Annotated in this window: 19 protein-coding genes, 1 pseudogene and 1 riboswitch; of the genes and pseudogenes, 11 read left to right on the forward strand and 9 right to left on the reverse strand. The window is 72.5% G+C overall.

The annotated features are described in order from the left end of the window. The first annotated feature begins 325 nt into the window (after nt 1-325). A riboswitch (cyclic di-AMP (ydaO/yuaA leader) is annotated at nt 326-494 on the forward strand. Between the two features lie 7 nt (nt 495-501). Then, entirely contained in the window at nt 502-1,710 is a 1,209-nt protein-coding gene (locus FGF04_RS15670; protein WP_149512298.1) for a C40 family peptidase, read from the forward strand. Nucleotides 1,711-1,750: 40 nt separating this feature from the next. Here FGF04_RS15670 and FGF04_RS15675 read toward each other — a convergent pair whose 3' ends face one another. Further along, the gene (locus tag FGF04_RS15675) at nt 1,751-2,104 is read right to left on the reverse strand and encodes a hypothetical protein (RefSeq protein WP_149511905.1); all 354 of its coding nucleotides are present in this window, start codon (nt 2,102-2,104) and stop codon (nt 1,751-1,753) included. Nucleotides 2,105-2,610: 506 nt separating this feature from the next. On the opposite strand from FGF04_RS15675, the gene FGF04_RS15680 reads away from it, so the two are divergent. Next, entirely contained in the window at nt 2,611-3,675 is a 1,065-nt protein-coding gene (locus FGF04_RS15680; RefSeq protein WP_149511906.1) for a C40 family peptidase, read from the forward strand. Nucleotides 3,676-3,771: 96 nt separating this feature from the next. On the opposite strand, the gene FGF04_RS15685 is transcribed toward FGF04_RS15680, so the two are convergent. Both FGF04_RS15685 and FGF04_RS15690 read right to left on the reverse strand, forming a co-directional pair. Further along, nucleotides 3,772-4,536: a LuxR C-terminal-related transcriptional regulator gene (locus FGF04_RS15685; protein WP_149511907.1), complete on the reverse strand. Its 765-nt coding sequence runs from the start codon at nt 4,534-4,536 to the stop codon at nt 3,772-3,774. Then, nucleotides 4,533-5,816: an ATP-binding protein gene (locus tag FGF04_RS15690; RefSeq protein ID WP_149511908.1), complete on the reverse strand. Its 1,284-nt coding sequence runs from the start codon at nt 5,814-5,816 to the stop codon at nt 4,533-4,535. The genes FGF04_RS15685 and FGF04_RS15690 overlap by 4 nt, the downstream gene beginning before the upstream one ends. A 246-nt stretch (nt 5,817-6,062) precedes the next feature. Here FGF04_RS15690 and FGF04_RS15695 point away from each other — a divergent pair, with 246 nt between their 5' ends. Together FGF04_RS15695 and FGF04_RS15700 are read left to right on the forward strand one after the other, a co-directional pair. Continuing rightward, complete coding sequence (locus FGF04_RS15695; RefSeq protein ID WP_149511909.1) at nt 6,063-7,709, forward strand: PspC domain-containing protein; 1,647 nt, start codon at nt 6,063-6,065, stop codon at nt 7,707-7,709. Then, nucleotides 7,696-7,935 carry a hypothetical protein gene (locus FGF04_RS15700; protein ID WP_149511910.1) on the forward strand — a complete coding sequence of 80 codons (240 nt, stop codon included), beginning with the start codon at nt 7,696-7,698 and terminating at the stop codon, nt 7,933-7,935. The genes FGF04_RS15695 and FGF04_RS15700 overlap by 14 nt, the downstream gene beginning before the upstream one ends. A 202-nt stretch (nt 7,936-8,137) precedes the next feature. On the opposite strand, the gene FGF04_RS15705 is transcribed toward FGF04_RS15700, so the two are convergent. Further along, entirely contained in the window at nt 8,138-8,677 is a 540-nt protein-coding gene (locus FGF04_RS15705; protein ID WP_149511911.1) for a DoxX family protein, read from the reverse strand. A gap of 158 nt (nt 8,678-8,835) precedes the next feature. Continuing rightward, nucleotides 8,836-10,074, reverse strand: a complete 1,239-nt coding sequence (locus FGF04_RS15710) for a hypothetical protein (RefSeq protein WP_149511912.1) — start codon at nt 10,072-10,074, stop codon at nt 8,836-8,838. 240 nt (nt 10,075-10,314) lie between these two features. On the opposite strand from FGF04_RS15710, the gene FGF04_RS15715 reads away from it, so the two are divergent. The 4 genes and pseudogenes from FGF04_RS15715 to FGF04_RS15730 all read left to right on the forward strand — a co-directional run bounded on the left by FGF04_RS15715 (nt 10,315) and on the right by FGF04_RS15730 (nt 13,138). Then, on the forward strand, nt 10,315-11,169 hold the full coding sequence (locus FGF04_RS15715) for a DUF4429 domain-containing protein (protein WP_149511913.1): 855 nt from the start codon (nt 10,315-10,317) through the stop codon (nt 11,167-11,169). Next, nucleotides 11,082-11,270 (forward strand): annotated as a pseudogene (locus FGF04_RS15720) (transposase); the annotation flags it as partial. The gene FGF04_RS15715 and the pseudogene FGF04_RS15720, both read left to right, overlap by 88 nt. Continuing rightward, nucleotides 11,267-11,506, forward strand: coding sequence for a PLAT/LH2 domain-containing protein (locus FGF04_RS40070; protein ID WP_268893775.1), 240 nt, complete (start codon nt 11,267-11,269; stop codon nt 11,504-11,506). The pseudogene FGF04_RS15720 and the gene FGF04_RS40070, both read left to right, overlap by 4 nt. A gap of 219 nt (nt 11,507-11,725) precedes the next feature. Continuing rightward, nucleotides 11,726-13,138: a WD40 repeat domain-containing protein gene (locus FGF04_RS15730; protein WP_149511915.1), complete on the forward strand. Its 1,413-nt coding sequence runs from the start codon at nt 11,726-11,728 to the stop codon at nt 13,136-13,138. A 121-nt stretch (nt 13,139-13,259) separates the two neighbouring features. On the opposite strand, the gene FGF04_RS15735 is transcribed toward FGF04_RS15730, so the two are convergent. Then, entirely contained in the window at nt 13,260-14,054 is a 795-nt protein-coding gene (locus FGF04_RS15735) for a class II aldolase/adducin family protein (protein WP_149511916.1), read from the reverse strand. Nucleotides 14,055-14,404: 350 nt separating this feature from the next. On the opposite strand from FGF04_RS15735, the gene FGF04_RS15740 reads away from it, so the two are divergent. Next, nucleotides 14,405-14,998, forward strand: a complete 594-nt coding sequence (locus FGF04_RS15740; protein ID WP_149511917.1) for a hypothetical protein — start codon at nt 14,405-14,407, stop codon at nt 14,996-14,998. 42 nt (nt 14,999-15,040) lie between these two features. Then, a complete protein-coding gene (locus FGF04_RS15745) occupies nt 15,041-15,523 on the forward strand; it encodes a pyridoxamine 5'-phosphate oxidase family protein (protein ID WP_149511918.1) in 483 nt (160 codons plus the stop codon). Between the two features lie 30 nt (nt 15,524-15,553). On the opposite strand, the gene guaA is transcribed toward FGF04_RS15745, so the two are convergent. Then, entirely contained in the window at nt 15,554-17,131 is a 1,578-nt protein-coding gene (gene guaA / locus FGF04_RS15750) for a glutamine-hydrolyzing GMP synthase (protein WP_149511919.1), read from the reverse strand. A 362-nt stretch (nt 17,132-17,493) separates the two neighbouring features. On the opposite strand from guaA, the gene FGF04_RS15755 reads away from it, so the two are divergent. Further along, nucleotides 17,494-17,784, forward strand: a complete 291-nt coding sequence (locus FGF04_RS15755; RefSeq protein ID WP_149511920.1) for a chorismate mutase — start codon at nt 17,494-17,496, stop codon at nt 17,782-17,784. A gap of 633 nt (nt 17,785-18,417) precedes the next feature. Here the strand turns inward: FGF04_RS15755 and FGF04_RS15760 are convergent. Both FGF04_RS15760 and FGF04_RS15765 read right to left on the reverse strand, forming a co-directional pair. Further along, nucleotides 18,418-19,260: a hypothetical protein gene (locus tag FGF04_RS15760; RefSeq protein ID WP_235882344.1), complete on the reverse strand. Its 843-nt coding sequence runs from the start codon at nt 19,258-19,260 to the stop codon at nt 18,418-18,420. A 65-nt stretch (nt 19,261-19,325) separates the two neighbouring features. Further along, nucleotides 19,326-20,508 (reverse strand): SRPBCC family protein (locus FGF04_RS15765; RefSeq protein ID WP_408055623.1); only part of this gene is annotated, 1,183 nt, incomplete at its 5' end.

The raw sequence follows: 20,508 nt of genomic DNA on the forward strand, positions 1-20,508 counted from the left end.
CGCCCCACCCTCACGGAAAATTACGACATGGACACGCTCGGCAACCATCGGTTCCCGATCCGCGAACCCCGCACCCGATCTTCACGAGGGGCGCCGGGAATCGCGCGACCAGCCCCTACGCACCCACCGCCGGGCGCATGAGCCACCCCCACCCGCCGGGACAACTGACCGCACAGCACGCCAAATCGCCGCCGTCGAACACCGCTCGAAGCCCAGGTCACGAAAACGTATCGGGCATATCGAACATCAAACTTCACAGATGCCACACGAATTGGCTAACTTTCGGGTAGGTCGCTCGACCCGCACCGGCGAACAACGCCGGGCCGGGCGCCCTCCGCCGAATCCGTCCGCCCCCGTGGCGCCGGAACCGGGGACCCACCGGAACATGGGGTGAATCGGCCCGACTCCCGTACGGGACAGGGCCGTAGGGCAAACCTTCCGAAGCACCCGCCCGAACCCGACAGCTAACTCGGTAGGCGGATGACGGAAGGAGACGCCCTCGTGGCGCCACACCGCAAGCTGCGGTCCAGCGGTCCCCTGGGCATGCGGACGCCGGCTCTCGCCACCGCCGCACTGACCTCGGTGGCCCTGCTCTCCCAGACGGCGGAGGCCTCGCCGGCCACGGAGCCCACCTCCACGCCGAGCACGGAGGAGATCCAGAAGAAGATCGACGACCTCTACCAGCAGGCGGGCACGGCCACCGAGAAGTACAACGCGGCCAAGGAGAAGACCACCAAGCAGCGCCGCCGCGTCGACACCCTCCTCGGCGACGTCGCGAAGCGCACGGAGAAGCTCAACAGCGCCCGCGAGGCGCTCGGCAACTTCGCCGCCGCGCAGTACCGCACGGGCGCCTCGGCCCCCGACAGCGCCTCACTCCTGCTGGCGGACGACGCGCAGGGCTACTTCGACCGGACCCAGCTGATGAACCGGCTCACGGCCCGGCAGCAGCAGGCCGTCGACGACTACGTCACGCAGCGGGCCGCCACGACGAAGAGGCGGCAGGAGGCGTCCGAGGGCCTGGAGACGCTCACCGCCACGGAGAGCAGGCTCAGGACGTCCAAGGCGGACGTGCAGCGCAAGCTCGCCGAGGCGCGCGGGATCCTCTCCCGGCTGAGCGCCGGGGAGAAGGCACGGCTGGCCGCGATCGAGCGGGAGCGGCAGGAGGAGGCCCTGCGCAGGGCGGACGAGCTGGCCCGGCAGCAGGCGGCCGACGCGGAGCGCAGGCGCCGGGAGGCGGCGGCACAGGCCCAGCAGGGCACGGGCGCCAGCGCGGGTACGGTCGCGGACGCAGGCACGGGCGCAGGTACGGTCGCGGGCGCGGGAAGCGTGCCGGGCTCCGACTCCGCCGCCACCACTGGCACCGCCAAGGCGGTCAAGGCGGTGGCCTTCGCCCGCGCCCAGATCGGCAAGCCGTACGTGTGGGGCGCGAGCGGCCCCGGCTCGTACGACTGCTCCGGGCTCACCCAGGCCGCCTGGAAGGCCGCCGGCGTGACCCTGCCGCGTACGACGTGGGACCAGGTCGACATGGGCACGACGGTGCCCGTGGAGAGTGTCCGGCCCGGGGACCTCGTCTTCTTCCACGACGACATCAGCCACGTCGGCGTCTACATCGGCGACGGCATGATGATCCACGCGCCGAAGCCGGGCGCGTACGTCCGCGAGGAGTCGGTCTTCTCCATGCCGATCCACAGCGTGGTGCGGCCGGCCTAGGCCACCGGCCGCCCCTTACGTGGCGCCTTCGTCGCCCTGCTCAGGTCCAGAGCAGGGCGATGAAGACGTTCGCCGTGGTGAGTGCGCCCACGAGGGCGAAGAGGCGCTTGTCGATCTTTTCCTCGTCGCGCTGCACGTAGACGAGGCCGAGGATCACGACCAGCAGGGCCAGCTTCACGCCGATCTTGACGTTGTTCACGCTCTGGTCGTCGGCCTGGTTGAGGCCCACGAGGACCGCGCCGGTGACCAGCATGGTCAGCGCGCCGTGCAGCATGGCGGGGGTGAAGCGGGCCGTGCCGCCGCCCATGGCCTTCAGCTGGGTGAGGAAGCCGCCCAGCAGGGCGGCGATGCCGATGATGTGCAGGGCGACGAAGACATGAATGAGTACGTCCATGGGCCCGGACCCTAACCGGCCGCCCGTACGCCGACGCGCACCGGCCCGACCGGAGCCCCGGCCCCCGTTCCCGGCTCCCGGCTCCCGTTCCCGGCTCCGGCTCCGGCTCCCGTCCCCGGTCCTCGTCCCGGCTGTAGCACCGTCCGGCCCTCCGTCCGCCCCCAACGCGTGCATCGGTCACGGCACCGCGCCGAGCCGGTGTCACCGGGACCGGATCCCGGTCGCACTCGGTCGGCATGTGACCGATTGCCGCCACTTCCGTGCAGCGTGTCACCGACTGCGCGCGGCCAGGTTTAGCGTCCTTCCCCAGGTGACCGGCTCCCCACCACATCCGCCCGGGCCAGGGGCGGCAGCCGGCACCCCCGCCAGAAAGGTCCGGCGGCGACCCGCTCCCCCTGTGCGGGCCGCCGCCGGACGTGCAACCGGCTCCACGGACGGGCCCTGCGGATCACCCCTGCGGATCCGGTCCTACGGAGCCGGCCCTACGGAAGGAACGTGGATCGCACGTGGCAGCACACCGCAGGCCCAGACAGCGTCCGTTCGGCGGCGGCGGCACGGCCCGCACCGCCTTCACCGTCGTCCTCGCGGGCGCGGCGGGCGCGACCGGTTTCAGCGGGACGGGGGTCGCGGCGCCCGAGCTGACACCGGCGCAGGTGAAGGCCAAGGTCGACAGGCTGTACCGGGAGGCGGAGGTCGCCACCGAGAAGTACAACGGGGCCGAGGAGAAGGCCACGAAGGCCGCGGACCGGCTCGACGGCCTCCAGGACGAGGCCGCCCGCAGGACGGAGCGGCTCAACTCCGAGCGCGACGCACTCGGTTCGCTGGCCACCGCCCAGTACCGGGACGGGGGCGTCGATCCCTCGCTGGCGCTGCTGCTCTCCTCGGACCCCGACCGGTACCTGGACGGTGCCGCGTTCGCCGAGCGGGCCGGCAGCAGGCAGGCCTCGACGGTGGCCCGGGTACGCAGCCAACTGCGCGACATCGAGCGGCTGCGCGGCGCCGCGCACGTCGAACTGACCGCCCTGGAGGCACACCGGGCGGACCTGAAGCGGCACAAGAAGGCGGTCACCGGGAAGCTCAGCGAGGCCCGGCGGCTGCTGTCGCGGCTCCCGGAGGCGGACCGGGCGCGCATCGGCGCCGACGACCCGGACACCGCGCGCGCCTCACGGGCCGGCTCGGCCCCGCGCGGCCTCGGTGCGGGCTCCTCGACGGCCGCCCCCGACTCCCGCGCGGCGGCCGCGGTCTCCTACGCGTACGGAAAGCTCGGCAGCCCGTACGTGTGGGGCGCCACCGGTCCCGACGCCTTCGACTGCTCCGGCCTGATGCAGGCCGCGTACCGCTCCGCGGGCATCGAGCTGCCCCGGACCACGTACGCGCAGATCGACGCGGGCCGACGTGTGTCGCGGTCCGAACTGCGGCCGGGCGACCTGGTGTTCTTCTACTCGGGCATCAGCCACGTGGGGATGTACGTGGGCAACGGCCAGATGGTCCACGCCCCGAACCCGTCGGCGCCGGTACGGGTGGCCCCCATCGACGAGATGCCGTTCGCGGGGGCGACCCGGGTGGTGTGACGGGTGAGGTGACCCGCGGTGACGCGCCGGAGGTCGGAGGCCGGGCGGGCGAAGTGGTCCATACCGGTGGCGGCGGCCCGGGGTCCTGCCGGGCCGTCACACCAGCCGTCGTGCCGTGGCCCAGCGCGTCAGTTCGTGGCGATTCGACAGCTGGAGCTTGCGCAGGACCGCCGAGACATGGGACTCGACCGTCTTGACCGAGATGAAGAGCTGCTTGGCGATCTCCTTGTACGCGTAGCCGCGGGCGATCAGGCGCAGGACCTCGCGCTCGCGCTGGGTGAGGCGGTCGAGGTCCTCGTCGACCGGCGGGGCGTCGGTGGAGGCGAAGGCGTCGAGGACGAAGCCGGCCAGGCGGGGCGAGAAGACCGCGTCGCCGTCCTGGACGCGGAAGACCGAGTCGACCAGGTCCGTGCCGGTGATCGTCTTCGTGACGTAGCCGCGGGCACCGCCCCGGATCACGCCGATCACGTCCTCCGCGGCGTCCGACACGGACAGCGCGAGGAACCGGACCGGCTGCTCGGCGTCGGCCATCAACGGCGCGCAGCGGCGCAGCACTTCGACCCCTCCGCCGCCCGGCAGGTGCACGTCGAGCAGGACGACCTCGGGGCGGGTCGCGGTGATGACCGTGACCGCCTGGTCGACGTCGGCGGCCTCGCCGACCACCTCGACGCCGGTCCGCTCGGTCTGCCCGATCTCCGCCTGGACCCCCGTACGGAACATGCGGTGGTCGTCGACGAGCACCACGCGCACCCGCCGCCCGGGGCCGGACCCGGCAGCCGCCGGGTCCTCGGCCGCACCGGCCGCGCCCGTCGCGCCGGCGCTCGTCCCGGCCGATCCGGTCGGTTCGTTCGCGTCGCTCATGTCTGTGCCCTCTCCATCTCCAGCTCGACCTCCGTGCCGCCGTCCGGCACCGCGCGCAGCCGGGCCGTGCCGCCGTTGCGCTCCATGCGGCCGATGATCGATTCTCTGACGCCCATGCGGTCGGCGGGTATCGAGTCCAGGTCGAAGCCGGGACCGCGGTCCCGGACCGACACGAAGACGGTCCTCCCCTCGACCTCCGCGAAGACCTGCACCGCGCCGCCCTCGCCACCGTACTTGGCCGCGTTCACCATGGCTTCCCTCGCGGCCTGCATCTGGGCGCCGATCCGGTCGTCGAGGGGGCAGTCGCCGACGACCACGACCTCCAGGGGGACCCCGTGCTTGTCCTCCACCTCCGCCGCACTGCGCTTGACGGCCTCGGCGAGGGTGTCGGGCTCCTCCGCCTCGTCCTTGCCGGTGCCCTCCGGTTTGTAGAGCCAGTTGCGCAGGTCGCGCTCCTGGGCGCGGGCGAGACGGCGGACCTCCGACGCATTCTCCGCGTTGCGCTGTATCAGCGTCAGGGTGTGCAGCACCGAGTCGTGGACGTGCGCGGCGACCTCGGCGCGCTCCTGGGCGCGGATGCGCATCAGGCGCTCCTCGGAGAGGTCCTGGGTCATCCGCACCAGGTACGGGCCGGCCAGCAGCGCTATCCCGACGAGGACGGCGAGCGCGGCCTGCAGCACCGAGCCGAGGTGGGCGGCGGAGCCCTGCAGCACGAAGATCCCGGAGACGCCCGCGGCGACGAGCAGGACCCCGGCGGCGGACCGGAGCAGGGTGATCGTGCGCTTGCGGCGGCCGACCGCCATCCAGCGGGCCCGGCGCGCATTGTCCGCCTGGCGCCAGACCAGGGCGACGCCCGCGCCGACCAGGACGGTGGGCCAGAGGTAGGCCTTGGCGCCGCCGCTCAGGTCGACGTTCCCCACGAAGACCAGGGTGACGACGACCATCGCGAGCAGCGCGACGATCTGCCCCTTGTCGGGCTTGCGCGCCACGAGCCTGCGACGGCCGTCGGGCGCCGTCTCGGTGGCGAGGGTCGGGGGCCGCTGGGCGTCCACGCCCCCGACGCCGAGCGGGACGAAGAACCAGAACGACGCGTACAGCAGGGCGCCGAGGCCGTCCGCCATGAACAGGCCCACGAAGACCAGCCGCACCCAGGTCACGGGCAGGCCGAGGTGCCCTGCGAGCCCCCGCGCCACGCCCCCGAGCCAGCGTCCGTCGCTGCTGCGGTAGAGCTTGCGCGGCGGCCGCGGGTCCTCGACGGTCAGGGCTGCGGCTTCCGGCATGGCATCGATGTTCACATGCCCGGCGCCACCGGGCATCAGGGTCGACCCCCTAGACTCCCCTGATCTTCACCGTCCGTCCCCGGTCACCGGCCCCAGCCGCCTGCCGGGCGGTCCCGACGACCCGTGCCGCACGGTCTGCGGGATGGTCTGCGGGATGGTTTGCGGGGTGACCCCGAGGTGGAATTCAGGGTTCGTCCAGGGTCGTCCCGACTGCCGCGGGGGCCTCGCGGCCGTCACCATGGACGCATGAGCGATCAGCAGCACGCCGCGGCGGGACCGGGGCCCGGTCCGGGCACCGGGCCGCAGGACGCCGTGCCCGCGGACGCCCCGGCGCCCGGGGGCACGGAGTCCCGTGCGGCCGGGGGCACGGACCGACGTGCGCCCGGCGGTACGGAGCCCCGTGCGCCCGGGGCGGGAACGGGCGGGGCGCCCGCGGACCCGGCGGCGCCCGAGGTTCCGCGCAGGTTCCGGCGCGACCGGCGGCACAAGATGCTGAGCGGGGTGTGCGCGGGGCTGGGGCGCCAGTGCGACATGGACCCGGTGATCTTCCGGATCGTGCTCGCGGTGCTCTCGGCGACCGGCGGCCTCGGCCTCCTCTTCTACGGCTTCGCGTGGCTCTTCGTCCCGTACGACGACGAGGAGGAGAACGAGGTGCGCAAGCTCCTCACCGGCCGCGTGGACGGCCAGGCGCTGACCGGCGTGCTGTTCGCCCTGGTCGGCTGCGGCGTGTTCCTCTCCATGCTGAACAACGACGGCGTGCTGACCTTCGCGGTGTCGCTGTCCCTGCTCCTCGCGGGCGCCGGCTACTGGTCGCGGCAGCGCGGCGCCGATGTGCCCGACCCCTCCCCCAGCTCCCGGCCGCGCCCGGGCCGGGGCGGTCCCATCGCCGCGCAGGCCGTCGCCGACGCCCCACCGGAGGCGCAGGCGCCGCCGGTGCCCGCCGCCTTCTCCTCCTGGTGGCGCGAGCCCATCGTCAAGGACGGGACGCACGTGGGCGGCACGGGCTACCTGTGGGGTCCCACGAGCACGCGGGAGCGCGACATCGCGGCGGCGACCGCCATCGCGCGCGGCCTCGGTCCGGGCCACGGTCTCGGCCTCGGCCTCGGTCACGGCCTCGGTCTCGATCTCGGCCTCAGCCATGGTTTCGGTCATGGTCTCGGTCTCGGCCGGGGCATACGGGCGTCCGCCCCGAAGTCGCGCGGGCCGCGCTGGATCGGTGGCCGGGTGGTCCTGCTCGCCCTCCTCGCAGGCGTGATCGGTACGGGGGCGACCTGGGACGACCACACGCTCGGCACCAGCCTGCAGACCGGCCTGGCCTGCATGCTGGCGGTGCTCGGCCTGGGGATGGCAGTCAGTGCCTTCCTCGGGCGCACGGGAGCGGGGCTGGTCCTCCTCTCGGTCGTCACGGCGGGCCTGCTGGCGGGATCGGCGGTGCTGCCGAAGGACATCGGCACCCACTGGCAGCGCATGGACTGGACACCCGCCACGGCGGCGGCCGTCCAGGAGCAGTACGACCTCGGTACGGGCGTGGGCACGCTCGACCTCAGCCGGATCGAGCTCGGCGAGGGCCGGACCGTCACGACGAACGCCGAGGTGGGGGTGGGACAGCTGAAGGTCGTGGTTCCGAAGGACGCGACGGTGAGGCTGGACGTCGAAGTGGGCGTCGGGGACATCCAGTTGCCGGGCGACGACAAACAGGACGTGGACGTGGCACCGGGCAAGCACAAGCAACTGACGCTCACACCGGCGAAGGAGAGCGGAGCAAAGGACAAGAACAAGGAGAAGGACGAGGGCAAGGTCAAGGGCAAGGACGAGAGTGGGGGCGGCGGCACGATCGACCTCACGCTCGAAGTCGGTCTCGGACAGGCGGAGGTCATCCGTGCTGCGTCATGAGTTCCAGCCCGGCCGGTTCGTCGCGGGCCTCTTCATCGCCCTCACCGGGATCGTCTACGCCGGCGACGCGGGCGGCCTCTGGGAGACCCCGTGGTTCGCGGTGATCCCGCTCGTCACCGGAGGGCTGTGCCTGGCGGCCGTAGCGGGCGGTGTGGCCAGCGGGGTACGCCGTCACAAGCGCCGCGAACAGCAGACCGCCCGGGACAGCACACCCGCCCCGGACTGACCGGAACCACTTCCGACCGACCGCAACCGCCTCCGACCGACCAGTCCCGGCCCACCGGGGCTGTCCGGGACCCGAGCGGTAGCCGGAGCCGAGCGGTAGCCGGAACCGTCCGGAGCCCGGCCGCCCGCCCTCACGGCCGCCCCAGGGCCCGGCCCCGGCCCTGTACCTGGCCTGGGCCCGGGGTCAGGCCCCGCGACCCGGGCTAGTACGCGCTCGTCCTCCGCTGCCTGCGGCGGGCTCGGAGTGTTGCGTCTACGGAGAACACGCCCGCTCCGGCCAGCACGAGGGGCAGCCAGGCGATCATGTAGGGGAGGTCGTTGCCGTAGTAGTACGGGTCCGCGGCCCAGCTCATCGTCAGCCAGAGGCTGAGGGAGATCAGCGCTCCGCCGAGGGCGGCGAGGCGGGTCAGCAGGCCGATCAGGACGCCGATGCCCACCGCCAACTCGCCCAGGGCGATGGCGTACCCGAAGCCGACCGGGTTCTTGAGGGACAGGTCGATCAGGGCCGGGATCGCCGACGAGTCACGGACCGCGCGCATCATGTCGCCGATCGAGCCCGCCCCGGAGTCGGACATGAAGGCGCTGTCGGTGAGTTTGTCGATCCCCGCGTAGACGAAGGTGACGCCGAGGAAGATCCGCAGCGGCAGCAGTGCGTACCGCGTGGCGGTGTCCCGCCAGTCGCCACCCCCGCGGTCGTCGTCCGCGTAGCCGGAGTGCGTATCCATCCGCATGCCGTGAGCCATAGCCTTCCGCCACCTCTCAACCGCCGAACGGTTCACCCCTCAACAAGACAATACGTACGGGCGCAAGTACCCGCTCAAGGGCGGGCGCACAAATTTCCCCCCGTCCACCTGATCGTCCCACTTTGGGCGGGGCCCGTCCCGTCTCAGTCCGTCCCGTCTCAGTCCGTCACGTCGATCTCCACGCGGTTCGTCTCGACGCCCGCCGCGGTGACGACCTGCACCTCCACCCGCCCGGGCTCGACGTCCGCCGGCACCGGGACGGTCAGTACCGCGTCGGAGGGGTTGCTGAATCCGCCGGGCACCGGGACCAGCGGTACATGCACGTGCACCGCGCCGATCCGCACCACCATCCGCGACAGCCGGTCCGCGCTCTGCGCGCCGGGCGGCACGAACCCGGCGCCCCGGATCTCGATGTCGTCCCCGGTGCGGATGGGCGCGTCCAGGTCCCCGGCCTCGCGGGCCCGCACCACGGAGAGGATCACCGGCCGCCCGCCCTCGGCGTACTTCGCCGCGACGTACGTGGCGGCCGAGATCAGCACGACGACCGCGAGCCCCCACGGCAGGTCCGGCAGCTGCTCGGGCCGCCGGGCCAGCCGTACCGCCGCGAAGACCAGGGCGACGGCGCCCAGCACCACGTACTGGATGTCGGCGAAGCTGCCGCGCCCGGAGTCGTCGGTCAGCAGGTCGGCGGCCCGGGGCCGGTCGGCGCGCACCTTCTGCAGCCGCTGCCCGAGGACCCGCAGGCCCACCACCCGCCGCACCAGGACGGCGATCGCGCACACGACGGCGAGGACGGTCACAATGCCCGCGCCGCGGGCGAGTTCGAGGCCGGCGATGAGGGAGTCCCGCTCGGTGTGCGAGGACGCCCCGGCGAGCCGGCCCGCCAGCACCAGCACGGCGTAGACGACGAAGAGGATCCAGCCGGCGGCCACCACCCGGGAGGTGGAGAGGCGGTCGTCGTGGCCGTGGCGCTGACCGTCGCGTCCTGGTTCCACCGGGCGCGCGGACGTCCAGCCCGCCCCGAGCGCGGTGAGCGACTGCACGAGGAGCAGGACCACGACGGTCCCCCACACGGCGATCAGGGTCCGCCGCCACACGAGGCCGAGCCAGACCTTCCCCTCGGCCCGGCCGCGCTCGGCGACGAGGTCGGCGGACTGGGTCAGCGCGTCCGACACCCACTGCCGGGAGGCGCCGGCCGAGTGGGCGACCGCCGCGGGCAGCCCCTGGCCGGACGCCAGTTCGTCCCGCTCGGCGAGGAACGCGGCGACGGCCCGCCGGTGCCCCTCGCGCGCCCCGTACGGACAGTCCCCGCAGGTGCAGCCGCCGCCGTGCGCGCCCTGCCGGGCGCCCCGGCCGGTCTCGCGCCCTGCCCCCTGTCCAGCCTCCTGCACCGCCACGCCCGTTGCCGCCTTCCCCACTGCTCCGTACCGCTCCGTCGAATGCCCATCGGCCGCACACCCGCCCCCTCGCACAGCCGCCCCACCGCGCACCCGCTCGACCGCACACCCGCGCGGCCGCACAACTGCCGTGTGACGAGAGCGCATTGTGCCGTACCGCACACCCCCCGCGTCCGCCAGGTCCGGTCAGCGAGGGTGAACCGGCCACCCCCGTGTTGACCCGGCTGCGAGAATTCCCTCATGGCCGAGATCATCCAGCGCGACGGGACCTGGGCCTTCGACGGCAGCACGGTCCGAATCACGCCGGGGCTGCACCGTTCCGTGCCGCTGTTCCGGCAGACGTACGGGGAGATCGCCGTGCCCCTCGAAGCGGTCGCGGGCGTCGTCCATGAACCCGACCGCAAGCGCGGCCGGCTGCGCCTGAGGCTGCGCGAGGGCGCGGACCCGCTGCTCCGGGCGACCGGGGGCCGGCTGCCCGACGCGGCCGACCCGTACCGGCTGGCGGTGGACACCGACCGGTCGGGGGTGGCCGAGTACGTCGCCGAGGAGATCCGGCACGCCCTGCTCATCGAGCAGGTCCCCGAGGAACCGGCCGACGCGTACCTGCTGCCCGGGCCGCCGGTGCCGGTCTCGGTCCGCTCCAGCGACGGCACCGTCTCCTTCGACGGGACGACGGTCCGCATCGACTGGAGCGACACCTCGGACCGGGTCAAGCGCGCGACGGGCCCGCGCATCATCGGCGTGGCGGATCTCGTGCAGGTGGAGTGGCTGCCCAACTCCGGTTACGAGAACGGCTTCCTGCGGTTCGTGACCCATGACTCGGTGTTCTCCAAACTGCCGCCGGAGAAGGACCCGTTCGCCCTCGACCTGTGGGGCAGCGCGCGGCGCGACCTGCTGACGGCCCTCGTCGCGACCGCGGTCACGGCCCGCCTCCCGCACCCGTCCACCGGGGCCGGGGAACTCGCGCGCGGCGGCCCGCCGGCCCTGCCGCAGGCCCCCGGGGACGCCAGGCCGAACTCCCGGCCTGGAAGGAGGAACACAATGCCTCGCACCGCAAGGTCCGCGCCCGCGTGGAGCACGTCTTCGCCCGTATGAAGGGCTGGAAGATCCTCCGCGACTGCCGCCTGAAAGGCGACGGCGTTCACCACGCCACGCTCGGCATCGCCCGCCTGCACAACCTCGCCCTCGCCGGGTGACGCAGAAACCAGCAGGTCACCGAGCATGCCGTAGATCATTTACGGGACAACCCTTAGGTGGTTTGCAGAAGATCAGGATCCGTCATGACGACACGGGCCGACGGCCCGGCTGGTTCCTGGAGCGAATCATCATCCGCAACGAGGAAACCGACCAGGAGTGGTCGTTCCCCTGTTCCCTGTGGCTTGCCTCCGACGAGTCGGACGAGCAGACCGACCGGATCCTCGACCTCGCCTGACCGACAGCTCCGGGGCCCGCCCTCCGTGTCCCACTGACCGGAATCAGCGCCACGGAAGCGTTGTCCGCTCGCCGGTCAACGGCCGGGCCGCGGCTGAGCGATCCGCTTCCCCGGAGCTGCCGGTGCCGGGTCGTTGGCAGCCGGTCGTTGAAGCCGCACGACGGCTGGCTGCGTCGACCGGCTCCCAGCGATACCCACAACCCACGAAAGGTGAAGCCAATGAGCGATCCGTTGGTACTGCTCGCATGGTGCGACCCCGAACGACGGCACGTTCGCTGGTCCTGGGCAGGGATCTGGGTCGGCCTGCTGGTGGTGGACCAGCACCGGCTCGTCTACCACGCCGACGGTGCGGAGAAGTTCTCGGCGCCCATGGCCCAGGCGCGCTTCGTGTGGCGAGGAAGCAGCAAGATGACAGCGGCCCGTTTCGACCTGCACCTGCCCGAAGCGGTGTTCCGCCTCTACCTCAGCCCTCCCAGCACCACAGCCCCCCAGCCCGACCCGAGCCTGATGGACCACATCGGTGGGGCGCTCGACCGGATCTCTGCCGTCAGCCTGCTCGGCGGTACGCTCGGCACGTTGGGCGACGCTTCCGGAGTGCTGGACAACGCCCTGTCCTTGCCGGGCGCCGTCACACAATTGCGTTCCGGCCACCGTGCCGCAGAGGAGCTCCGCACCTTCCTGGGGGCCACGGCGCCTGTGACGAACGCCGGAGGCGACGGAAGTCCCCCGGCGACAGGTCTGGCACCTCGTTTCGTACGTGGTGACCAGCAGACCTGGGCCACCACCGTGCGGTTCAGCCTTGGCGGCTGCACTGTGGCCTGTGCCCACAGTGACGGCTCGGTCCGGTTGTGGAACACGCGTGTGGGCACGTCCAGGCGTCATCTCCAGCCCTTTGGCCGCAGCAACGTCGTCCACGACCTCGCCTTTGCCGGCGCTGGACGAGTAATCCTGTCCGCGGGGGAGGACCACTGTGTGCGGCTGCAGGACATCGTGACAGGGGCTGAAGTCGCCCGTCTCACCCACCCCGACGACGTCCGGCGTGTCTGCGTCGACATCGGCGGCAGGTGGGCCGCCACGGTCTGCGAGGACATGACCGCCCGGATCTGGGACCTCCGTACCACGAAACTCGTACGCACCGTGGAAGTGGACTGCGCGCACAGCATGTTGTTCGCACCCACCGGTTCGGGTTTCGTGGTGAGCGACATCGGCGGGGAGATCTCCTACTTCCCCTCACCCGACGCAGCGTGCACGGGCCGGACGGAAAAGGGCGAAGGAGTGGTGGACTGTCTGGCGCTCTCCGACGACGGACGATTGGCCGTCGGTGACTCCGAGGCGGGCGTCGTAACCCTCTTCAGCTGCGCCCTCGACCGCGTGATCGGCGAGTTACGTCATAGCACTCCCATTGCCTGTGGCACCTTCAGCCCCAGCGGACGTTCTTTCCTCGGTGGCGACGAGGAAGGCAACATCGTGCTCTGGAATCTCGGCACAGGACAATGTGTCCTGCGCCTGCCTCACCAGTCACGGGTGGAGAGCGTCGACTGGGACCGACGTACGGGTCTGATCGCCACCGGCACCCTGGAAGGCCTCACCGTGTGGGATCTGCGCGACTCGCCGGCCGACGGCGACCTGTGAGCCGTTCTCAGCCGGCGGCGCACCTACGATTCCGTGCCGGTCCCCGTTGCCCGGAAAGACGCTCACCATCCTGAACGAGGCTGCGACGGGAATTACCGCCGAAGGCCGGACACGAAGGCCGTCAGGACAGCAGGTCCGGTTCGGCTCGGCTGATGTCCTGCCACAGCGGCTGGTAGTTGATCCACGCCACCAGGTCCCCGCCGGCCTGCTCGCGCGTCGCGACCGCCTGCTTGTGGTCGATGAGCACCGGACGTCCCGCCGCCCGGGCGGTCAGCTGCACCTGGCAGGACCGTTCCATCGACAGGAACCACCAGGCCGCCGCGTCCACCGAGTCGCCGACGGTGAGCAGCCCGTGGTTGCGCAGCACGAGCGCCTTGTACGAGCCGAGCGCGGCGGCGATGCGCCGCCCCTCCTCGGCGTCCACGGCCACGCCCGAGTACGCGTCGTAGAGCGCGTGGTCCTCGTAGAAGGCGCAGCTCTCCTGGGTGATCGGGTCGAGCAGGTCGCCGAGCGCGGACAGCGCGCGCCCGTGCACCGAGTGGCAGTGGGCGACCGCGACGACGTCGGGCCGGGCCGCGTGCACCTGGGCGTGCACGGTGAACGCCGCCTGGTTGACGTGGTAACGGCCCTCCAGCACCTGCCCCTCCCCGTTGGCCAGGACCAGGTCGCCGACGGTGACGTGCTTGAAGGGCATCCCGAACGGGTTGACCCAGAAGCAGTCGCTGTACTCGGGGTCGCGCGCGGTGATGTGGCCGGAGACCCCGTCCTCGAAGCCGAGCCGCCCGAAGATCCGCAGCGCGCCCGCGAGCCGTTCCTTGCGGTGCCGGCGTTCGTCGTCGAGCGACTCGTGCATGGGCGGCATGGCGAACCGCAGCTTGTCGGTGGGCAGGGGCAGGGGTGGTGTGGGGCCGTGCAATGCGTCCTCCAGCCGTGAGGCCCTGGGGGAAGGACTCCGTACGCTGTTTACGGGCGGGAAGTTACCGGCGGTCAGCGCGGGAGAACAGAGATGTGGGGGAAGAGAGTGCACAACCGTTGTACGGGATGGCTTGTCTGCCGGACCGGAGCCGTCACACTCGTCTGGCACATGCGCCCACGCTCCCCGGAGGGACCCCTCGTGCACCGCCTCACCCGCCTGTCCCGTTCGCACCGCACGCCGCACCGCACGCCGCACCGCCAGGCGTGCGCGCCGCGCCCCGCGACCGCGACCATGTCAGCGTCAGCGTCAGCGACCGTGTCGGCGTCCGCGACCGTGTCCGCGTCCCGCGCATGAAGAGGACCGAGCGCCGCGTCGCGACCCTGCTCAGACAGCTGGCCACGCGTGACGTGGTCGTCCTGGACGACGCCGGCGGCTCCCCGCGCCGGCTCGCCGCCCTCACCTACATCGCCGTGCAGTACGGATTCCGGTACGACGGCGCGCACCGGACCGGTCACACGCTCCGGGTCAGGCTGGTCCGCGACCCCAGCCCCGAGGCCCGCGAACGCGGTACGGCGGCGCTCGGCCGCCTCGCCGCGGGCCGCGCCCCCGGTATGCGCCCGGGCACGCTGAAGCCGCTGCCGGACGTGGCGCCGGCGGTGGAGCTGCTGAGGGCGCGCATCGAGTTCGACGCCCTGGACGAGGATCCCGACCTGCGCCGCAAGGCCCTGTTCATGACCGCCAGCGCGGCCGCCATGACGCTGGTCCTGATCCCCGTGGGCTGGCGGGTCTCGCTCACCACGGGCTTCGCGATGGCCGCGGTGTTCGCGGTGTTCCTGCGCCTGGAAATGGTGCGCAAGGACCGGCTGGCGCGGCGGCTGCGGTCCGCGGGGCGCAACGTCGGCGGGCGGGCGGCGCGCACCACCCTGCCGAAGAGGCGTCACTGAAAGGCGCCACCAGGTGTCGGGTATCGGCGCCACACTCGTCGTATGACTCGGACGACGTCGAACTGGGCGGCCCTCGCCGCCGCGGAACCGGAGCTGGCCGAGGCCGTCGAGGAACGGTTCGCGGCCTTCACGCACCACGTCCTGGCGACCCTCCGCAAGGACGGCTCGCCCCGCACCTCCGGCCTGGAGGTCCGCTTCCTGGCCGGGGAGCTGTGGCTCGCCATGATGCCGGACTCCCGCAAGGCGCTGGACCTGCGCCGGGACCCGCGGTTCGCGCTGCAGGCGAATCCGGGGCCGGGCACGGAGATGGCCGGCGGCGACGTGCGGATCGCCGGCCGGGCCGTCGAGGTCCACGACCCCGCGCAGCGGGCCCGGTACGTCGAAGAGGTGGAACCGCCGGAGCCGTTCCACCTCTTCCGCACCGAGCTGACGGAGGTCGTACGGACCCGCGTCGAGGACGACACGTACCTGGTCGTCGAGGTCTGGGCGCCCGGGGTGCCGGTGCGCACCCTCAAGCGGACCTGAACCCCGGGGACGTCCGGGGCCCGGGTGCGGCTACTCCCACTCGATGGTGCCCGGCGGCTTCGACGTCACGTCGAGGACGACCCGGTTGACGTCCTTCACCTCGTTCGTGATGCGCGTCGAGATCTTCGCGAGGACGTCGTACGGCAGGCGCGACCAGTCGGCGGTCATCGCGTCCTCGGAGGAGACGGGCCGCAGCACGATCGGGTGGCCGTAGGTGCGGCCGTCGCCCTGGACCCCGACGGAGCGGACGTCGGCGAGCAGCACGACCGGGCACTGCCAGATGTCGCGGTCGAGACCGGCGGCCGTCAGCTCCTCGCGGGCGATGGCGTCGGCGTCGCGGAGCAGGTCGAGCCGCTCCTTGGTGACCTCGCCGACGATCCGGATGCCGAGGCCCGGGCCGGGGAACGGCTGGCGCTGGACGATCTCCTCCGGCAGGCCGAGCTCCTGGCCGACCATCCGGACCTCGTCCTTGAAGAGCTGGCGCAGCGGTTCGATCAGCTGGAACTCGAGGTCCTCCGGGAGCCCGCCCACGTTGTGGTGGGACTTGATGTTGGCGGTGCCGGTACCGCCGCCGGACTCGACCACGTCCGGGTAGAGCGTGCCCTGGACGAGGAACGCCACATCCGGGCCCTCGTCCGCGATGATCTCCGCCTGGGCCTGCTCGAAGACCCGGATGAACTCGCGGCCGATGATCTTCCGCTTCTCCTCCGGGTCGGAGACGCCCTTGAGCGCGGTGAGGAACCGCTCCTCGGCGTCGACGACCTTCAGGTTGACCCCGGTGGAGGCCACGAAGTCCTTCTCGACCTGCTCGGTCTCGCCCTTGCGCATCAGACCGTGGTCGACGTACACGCAGGTCAGCTGGGAGCCGATGGCCTTCTGGACGAGGGCCGCGGCGACCGCGGAGTCCACGCCGCCGGAGAGGCCGCAGATGGCGCGCTTGTCGCCGACCTGCTCGCGGATCAGCGCGACCTGCTCCTCGATGACGTTGCCGGTGGTCCAGTCGGGGCTGAGGCCCGCGCCCCGGTACAGGAAGTGTTCGAGCACCTGCTGGCCGTGCGTGGAGTGCATGACCTCGGGGTGGTACTGGACCCCGTACAGCTTCTTCTCGTCGTTCTCGAAGGCCGCGACCGGGACGACGTCCGAGGAGGCCGTCACCGTGAAGCCCTCGGGGGCCGCGCTGCAGGCGTCGCCGTGCGACATCCAGACGGACTGCTCGGCCGGGGTGCCCTCGAACAGGGTCGAGCCGGACTTCGAGACGTGCAGCGGGGTGCGGCCGTACTCGCGGGCGCCGGTGTTGTCGACCGTGCCGCCGAGGGCGGTCGCCATCAGCTGGAAGCCGTAGCACATGCCGAAGACGGGGACGCCGGCCTCGAAGAGCGAGGTGTCCAGGCGGGGGGCGCCCTCCGCGTACACCGACGAGGGGCCGCCGGAGAGGATGATCGCCGCGGGGTTCCTGGCGAGCATCTCGTCGACCGGCATGGTGCTCGGGACGATCTCGCTGAAGACCCGGGCCTCACGGACTCGGCGGGCGATGAGCTGGGCGTACTGCGCGCCGAAGTCGACGACCAGGACGGTGTCGGGGGTGGCGGCGGGGGACGCTTCTGGCACGGTTTGCCTTCCGGCGGTTGAGCGGGGCTGTGTTTCCGAGTGCCCCCAGACCCCCCTGTCGCGCTGCGCGCTCCTGCGCAGTTCCCCGCGCCCCTGGGTACCCGGGCCCGCAGGCGAAGTCAGACGTCTCAGGATGCGGGCCGGGTTGGACCCAGCGGAGCGCACCGGCATACTGCTTTCATGCTCACGCACCAGACCTTCGTCTTTACCTATGGCAACCGGCCCACCGGCTGCCATGGTCGTGCTGCTTGAGCAACTGACGAGCGACCTACCAGGCGCCCCGGGCCGACAAGGCCCGGGGCGCCCGCGTTTTCCGGACCTTGCCGCTCCGGGGCCCCGCCGAGAACCAGAAGGAGCCCTTGATGAGCACCGCGACCCCCACCGACAAGACCGGCGCCCGCACCGAGGAGGCCGCCGGCCTGATCACCGGCGCCCGCGACCGCATCGACGCCCTCGACGACCGCATCATCGGCCTCGTACAAGAGCGCATGGCCGTCTCGGCGGTCATCCAGGAGGCCCGCATCACCTCCGGCGGCCGCCGCGTGAACCTGTCCCGCGAGATGGAGGTGCTGGGCCACTACAGGGACGCCCTCGGCAAGCCCGGCACCGCGCTCGCGATGACGCTGCTGGAGCTGTGCAGGGGCCGCGTCTGAGAGCGGGTACGACACCGCGTACGGCACCGCGTACACCAACCCGTACGACCGTCCCGTACGACGGACGTCCGGTGCACGCACGTACGCATGCCCTCTCACCCGTACGGCGCGTGACCGTCCCGCGCCGGGCTTCGTTGTCCCGGTGTCCGTGCCAGCCAGGGGCGGGTCCGAAGAACCACGCGTGGCTCCGCCGGGACGGGAGGCGTACGGAAGTGCGCCGTGGGACCTCGTTCCGGAGAAGTGACCGGACGGCAGGGGACAGCAGCCCGGTCACCCAGCAGGAGGTCGGCTCCGGGGACGCCCGGAGCCGACCGGCGGAATCTGTGCAAGAGCGGTCGAAACGGTTGCGGAGGCCGCGGCCCATCGAGCACGATGCAGGAACAAACCCCGAGTCGCACGGCAGGTGTTCGTACTGCACCGCCCTACCGCCATTGGTCGACACCACGCGCACTCCCCTCGTGCGCCGGGGAGCCGACCGGCGGCCGAGCCAACACACGGCGCTACCCCCCCAAGCGCCGTTCCTGAGGCACCGGCGCTGCCCTGACGTCGGTGCTGACCACGAAGGGCCCCGCGGATCGTCCCGCGGGGCCCTTCGCCTGTCCGCCCGCCGGTCGGTCCGCCCGCTCCGGTGGTTCAGCCGGTAGTCCTCGCCAGCTTCTTGAGCTGCGCCGCGACCAGTTCGTCCGGAACCTCCACCCGGTCCGCCTTCAGCATGTTCATCGAGCTGAACGCCACCAGCGTCGTACCGCGGCGGACGACCGTGTACGCGACCGGCACCCGCGCCCCCTCGATCGACGCGAGCAGCCTGTAGGCGACGGACTCGTCCCCCCGGTCCGGGTCGGGCAGCCCCTTCACGTTCTTGTACTCGTAGCCGGTGTGCCGGTACGCGGTGCAGTCCTCCGTCGCCGCACGCAGGCCGTCCATGACCTTCTCGGCGCCGCCGGGGCCGTACGAGAGGAGGGCGAGGGTGGTCACCGAGGCGTCCAGTTCGTCCTTGGCGCCGACACCGCGGCTGACGGCGTTCTCCGGGTCCGGGTCGGTGGCGAACAGGAACATGTCGGCGATCGGCTGGCACCTCGACGGAGCCGCCGGGGCCGACCCGCCGAGCAGGTCCGCGGCGCCCGACGTGTCGATCTCATAGCCCTTGACGTCGCCCGTCACGAGCGCCGCCTTCTTCAACCGCGCCTCGCTCAGGGGCCCGGCCGCCGCCTTCCCCGCGTCCGGGGTGCCCCGCGGGGTCTCCGGATCCCGCGGGCCCCGTGTGCCCTGGCCGTCCTGAGCGTCCTGAGTGCTCTGTCCGTCCTGGGTGTCCTGGGTGTCCTTCGCGCCCCGCGTGTCCCGGGGCTGCGGGCTCCCGTCCGAGGACGTCCCGGTCCGCTCGCCCGCCGTCGGCCGCGACGCCTTCCCGTCCTGGCCGGAACCGCCTCCCCCGCACGCGGCCGTGCAGCCGAGGGCCGCCACAGCCGAAACGGCCACCAAGGACCGCGCGATCCTCGCACCCGTGCCCGCGCCCGCGCCCATGCCCGTCCTCGTCCCCGTCCTCATGTCCGCGACACCGTTCCGCACGCGTCCGGTTCCGAGTCGCCGCCGATGTCCCGGCTGCGGTCGTACGGGTCGACCGCGGGGCCGCTCGGGGGCGCGCCCGTGGCATCGGACCAGGCCAGCCCCGGGTGCAGGAAGCCGTCGTGGGTGAAGCAGGCGGAGTTGCCGATGTCGTCGTCGTAGCTGACGACCGCCAGTCTGCCCGGCGTGGCCCGGTACTTCGCCGGGTCCCCCATCCGCAGGTCGATGACGCGCCGGACGATGGTGCGGGCCACCTCGGTGGCGTCCGGGTCGGCCGGGGCCAGCGCGTACACGAAGGTGTAGTCGGTGTGGATCTCCAGCGCCCCGTCGCGGCCCTCCTCGAAGGTCGTACGGCCGCGGGTCCTCACCACGTCGCCGACGAGCCGCACCTCGTCCGGGTCGAAGCGGCTGAACATGCGCAGCGGGTCGCGGTCCTCGCCGGGCTCGCGCAGCCAGGACCGCAGGTCCTCGACCAGCTCGGGCTGGCGGGGGTCGAGCACCTCGTCGAAGACGGCCTCGGGGGTGGCGCCGAGCAGCGTGCCGCGGTCGATGTTCGACTCGACCAGCAGGGTCCTGCTCTGCTCCAAGGCCCGGGCGACCTGGTCCTTCGAGAACACGCCGACCGCCTTCGCCCGCGGCAGTACGATCCCGGCGGCGCCGTCGGCGTACCGCGCGGCCGGGGAGCCGGCGAAGGGGTCGTCCAGGGTCGGCGTCCCGGGCACGGCGCCCGGCGCCGCGGTCTCGGGCGCGGTCTCCGCGGGCAGCGGGGCCGCGGACCGCGAGCCCGCGTCCGCCCCTGTGCCGGAGTCCGCGCCGGAGCCCGCGGCGGAGTCCGTGCCGAAGGGGTCGCCCGGCAGCAGGGACGGCTTCATGGCCACGACGGCCACCGCGGCCGCGAGCACGACCGCGACGGCCGTCCACACCTTGCGGCGCCGGTCCCTGCGCCCGCCCGCGCGCTGCCCGTCGGGCATCGCGCGCCAGCCCTGGGGCAGTTCACCGCGTGCCTCCTGCTGCCGCAGCCGCTCGGTGACCATACGGGCCCGCGCGGAGGGCTCCTTGGGCGCCCCGGAGGTGCGGATGTCCCGCTCGCTGTCCCGGACGAACTGCTCCCACACCTCGTCCGGCAGGGACTCCCCGAGCCCTCCCGGCCCCTCCGGCGGC

The organism is Streptomyces apricus, from assembly GCF_008369065.1.
Classification (GTDB): Bacteria; Actinomycetota; Actinomycetes; order Streptomycetales; family Streptomycetaceae; genus Streptomyces; species Streptomyces apricus.

Excerpts from the sequence above, each read along its gene's own strand:
- FGF04_RS15675 (WP_149511905.1), bottom strand. The coding sequence starts at position 2,104 with ATGGACGTACTCATTCATGTCTTCGTCGCCCTGCACATCATCGGCATC.
- FGF04_RS15690 (WP_149511908.1), bottom strand. The coding sequence starts at position 5,816 with ATGCCGGAAGCCGCAGCCCTGACCGTCGAGGACCCGCGGCCGCCGCGC.
- FGF04_RS15685 (WP_149511907.1), bottom strand. The coding sequence starts at position 4,536 with ATGAGCGACGCGAACGAACCGACCGGATCGGCCGGGACGAGCGCCGGC.
- FGF04_RS15695 (WP_149511909.1), top strand. The coding sequence starts at position 6,063 with ATGAGCGATCAGCAGCACGCCGCGGCGGGACCGGGGCCCGGTCCGGGC.
- FGF04_RS15745 (WP_149511918.1), top strand. The coding sequence starts at position 15,041 with ATGACTCGGACGACGTCGAACTGGGCGGCCCTCGCCGCCGCGGAACCG.
- FGF04_RS15755 (WP_149511920.1), top strand. The coding sequence starts at position 17,494 with ATGAGCACCGCGACCCCCACCGACAAGACCGGCGCCCGCACCGAGGAG.
- FGF04_RS15715 (WP_149511913.1), top strand. The coding sequence starts at position 10,315 with ATGGCCGAGATCATCCAGCGCGACGGGACCTGGGCCTTCGACGGCAGC.
- FGF04_RS15730 (WP_149511915.1), top strand. The coding sequence starts at position 11,726 with ATGAGCGATCCGTTGGTACTGCTCGCATGGTGCGACCCCGAACGACGG.
- FGF04_RS15705 (WP_149511911.1), bottom strand. The coding sequence starts at position 8,677 with ATGGCTCACGGCATGCGGATGGATACGCACTCCGGCTACGCGGACGAC.
- FGF04_RS15740 (WP_149511917.1), top strand. The coding sequence starts at position 14,405 with ATGAAGAGGACCGAGCGCCGCGTCGCGACCCTGCTCAGACAGCTGGCC.